At 31.4% G+C, this 3,646-nt stretch carries 1 protein-coding gene; it reads left to right on the top strand.

Annotated features, from left to right (window positions below):
• Nucleotides 1-1,941: 1,941 nt before the first annotated feature.
• A complete protein-coding gene (locus tag ACFIKE_RS06415; protein ID WP_375625490.1) occupies nucleotides 1,942-2,661 on the top strand; it encodes a sulfate transporter family protein in 720 nt (239 codons plus the stop codon).
• Nucleotides 2,662-3,646: the final 985 nt, after the last annotated feature.

The following is a 3,646-nucleotide window of genomic DNA, read 5'->3' as shown; positions in this document are numbered from 1 at the left end:
AGCGCAAAAATTAGCAAACATGATTGTATCATTTTTTGCCCCCCAAACACCTACTCCTCATGAGGAAAATATACCCCATTTCAAATAATAACCCTTCAAATGCATTCATATTAAAACACCTTATAAAATAGAACTAACAATAGGTGTCTATCTATCTCGATTAGTATACAATATTTTGATTTATAGTGATAATCTAGCGTTGTTCATATTAAATTAGAATCCCGAATATCGTAAGATTCTCTCATTTCAAATCTCTCTCATGTTGAATCAATAAAAACCATTTTCTTGCACGTTGCAAAGAAGGATAGCCGTATGAATACAAAACGTTTAAGAAAGAACTAAAAACGCTTATAATGGACCGTCTCAAGAACAGAGCTGTCGAGCAATACTGAGAGAATGATGGTGCCCGCCGTGCTCTTTTATTAAGTGTAAAGATAGTGGTGCCCTATAAGTTTTATATTATTCACGAGAGCTTTACCCTTATACCATTCACAGGCACTGTTGGGAAATGTTTCTTTAAAAAATTGCCATAGTCTTCATACAAAAGTAGGATCTATTGCACCACTGTCTCCCCAGCTTATAAAAAAACAAGCTATCATTCACTTTGCCTATCATCAATTTTGAGAAAGCTCTTGCACTGAATAAAATTTATAAAAGCATTTTCTTTCTTCAATGTTTTTATCCCGATATTGCTCCTATTTATGATGTGCAAATAAATGATTTTGATTATTTCATGATGAGAGCAGCTAATGAGAAAATATGACAACTTTATTTGAAGCTCTTATTCACTATGAAAAATAATGTAATAAATCAATGTATTGTAACATCTCAATACAATTTGAAGCATATCTTACACTGATGCTCATAAAGAGTGTAGATAAAATTCATTGCACCACTGTCTATAAGTTTATGAAACTGATGCCTTTATTATTTTCCTCAGTGATCGGTCTTTAAAATTAAATGTGTGTGTCCTCTCTCCAGCATACCAAGACCACAAAGACTAGAATTTGATCCATGATATCCTCACATTGTGATGTTTCATGAGAAGCATTTTTAGTCCTTTATCGAAAGCTTTGTATCCATACATTGGTCTCGCCTATAATGTGCAAGTAAATAATTTTTTGATGTTGAATAAAGGCTTTGAAATTAAAGAATATTTCTATATTTTGGATTCTTATTCAAGTTGAAAATGATCAATTCTCTTCATAAATTAGTGGTGTTATTATCTAAAAATTATTTGATACATTGCACCACTTGTATGAAAAGTGCTTCAATGAATTCTTACTTCATTGCACTTATAGCTTTTAAAATTCAAAATCTCATCATTTTTAATCATCAGTGGTGTCTCCCACTCTTTGCTTCTTCTCAAGAAATTACCCTTCCATGGGATATGGACGATCAATCGCCTAAGCTTATTTTCCACTTCTATCATATTAATCATTCTGTTGCCCAAATCAGAATATCTACAAGCTACTACGTTACTCCGATTCCATTGAACTCAATATGTTTTGAATAAAAGCGAGAGGCAAAAGCATGCCGCCAAATAGTATAAAAGTACAGAGCATTAGGAATTGTACAAAACAATTAAGCACGTAGATAAACGAAGTTAGACAACACTACTGAATAAATAGAAGTCAACAACTTTCCTCCCAAATAGTTCTTATTCCTTAATTTTTCACATATATCATATAAACGCAATAACCTGCACTCTGTAGAAAAATATTAAAAATTTCTTCTACAACAGCTGCTTTTTAAATTCTTCTTGATTTTTAAAAATCAAAATTTCTATTTATTCAAATTTTATTTTAAACAAAGAAGCCTTAGCCGTTTTTTATAATGTTCTTGAAAAGAAATCTTGTAATTCAAAAAATAAAAAATTACACTGTGCATTCTTTAAATATATTTCTTGTTTTTTTGCTTCTTTCCTTAGTTTATTAATCTATGATTTTTACTGCTGCCTATCGTGCTTTACAACGTCTTCTGACCTCGCAATATAGTATTATGATACTGAAAGCATTGGGGATTACTTTTTTCATTCTCGCCATTTTATGGTTATGTGTGCACCAACTTTTTGTGTCTTACTTTTGGCCCTGGATTGCTCAGTTTCTTCCTGGACTCCCTAGTTGGGCGGGATGGATTGGTTTTAGCGTGCTTATCATTTTTAATCTTGGTTTGGCTCTTTTGTTGGCTTTTTTGATTGCACCAATCGCAGCTATGATTGGTGGTTTTTTCATTGACTCTGTTGCTGAAATCATTGAAAAAGAGGATTACCCAAACGAGCCTATTGGACAAGCTTTGCCGTTTCAGCGTTCTCTTATCATTTCCTTTAAATTTGTTATTTTAAGCCTTCTTGGTAATGGAATTGCTTTTATTTTATTCTTCATACCAGGTATTAATTTAATCGCTTTTTATGTTATTAATGGTTATTTGCTTGGTCATGAATATTTCTTGTTTGCTGCTTATCGTTTTCGAACAGAGCAAGATGCACGTGCTTTTTTACATACTCATTATACAACGGTTTTTGGTGCAGGATTATTGATAGCGCTTTTTGTTTCGATTCCAATTCTTAATTTATCAACACCGCTTTTTGCAGCCGCCTTTATGACATATTTACACAAAATGCTTTCCCAAAAGACCATGGCACGCATTACACAAAAATAATGTTACTTGACTTTAAGGCTAATAAAACTTGCCAGCCAAAGAAAGCATAATATTAAAATCTTATGCTTTATCTTTTATTAAAGCAATATATTGATTTATAAAGATAATTTATCGTTTCATAACATGAGTGAAAAACCTAAATATCATGAGGCTTTCTCATTTTAATCCTATCCATATTGGATCAATTGAAATCGTTTGTTAATATGTCATAAACGAAGGTGGTGTGTGGATAAAAGTACTTTCAAAAAGGCCTGAAATATCTTTTATAAATCTTTCAATGCAAACATTTTCGTCACATTAAAAACTGGAAAAGAGTATGATGGTATCGATTTGTACCTTCTATTTCAGTAAAAATGAAGAGCATAATGTATTTTATACCATTCATGGAGAGTGTACACTCTTCTGAGCACCGTCATAAGAGAGTTTTGGGGATTATTGAAAAATGTCTGTGTAAAACAAGCACATGAATGAGTAATATAATAGCATTTTTGAGGGTATTCTATTTTAATTGTGAAAAGCGCGCGCTTTAAAAAAACCTTTTGAAAAAAATCTTGCTCTGATGTTAGCGTTTCGCTAATATGGTGTTATCATATACATTATCTTAAATGGATTATTTTAGCCTTGTTAACGCCTTATATTATAAGGTTTCTTTTCTTCAAAACTGTTGATACGAATGATTAATTGGATATTCATTTTTATTGAAAAATAAGGGGGTTGTTAACCATCGCAAGGAGTGAATTTTAATACCAAAGTAAAAAAATAAAAACATGTAAGTTCTTAAACTTATGAGAAATTTGTTATAGGGAATACTCTTCATAGATATGATTGTTATGATATTGGAAAATTAAAAAATTAAAAAACAAGCTATACGTACACTGATAAAAGTATTAAATAGGCTTCTTTGTTACACCGGTAAAGCAAATGTGACTGCTTAGGTTCATATTCTTTCAAATTATGCGAAAGATGTGTAATATTTAAAGGAAGG

The sequence above is a fragment of the Bartonella sp. MU70NMGDW genome, from assembly GCF_042194085.1.
GTDB classification, from domain to species: Bacteria; Pseudomonadota; Alphaproteobacteria; order Rhizobiales; family Rhizobiaceae; genus Bartonella; species Bartonella grahamii.
This window is presented reverse-complemented; position numbering and strand designations above follow the sequence as displayed.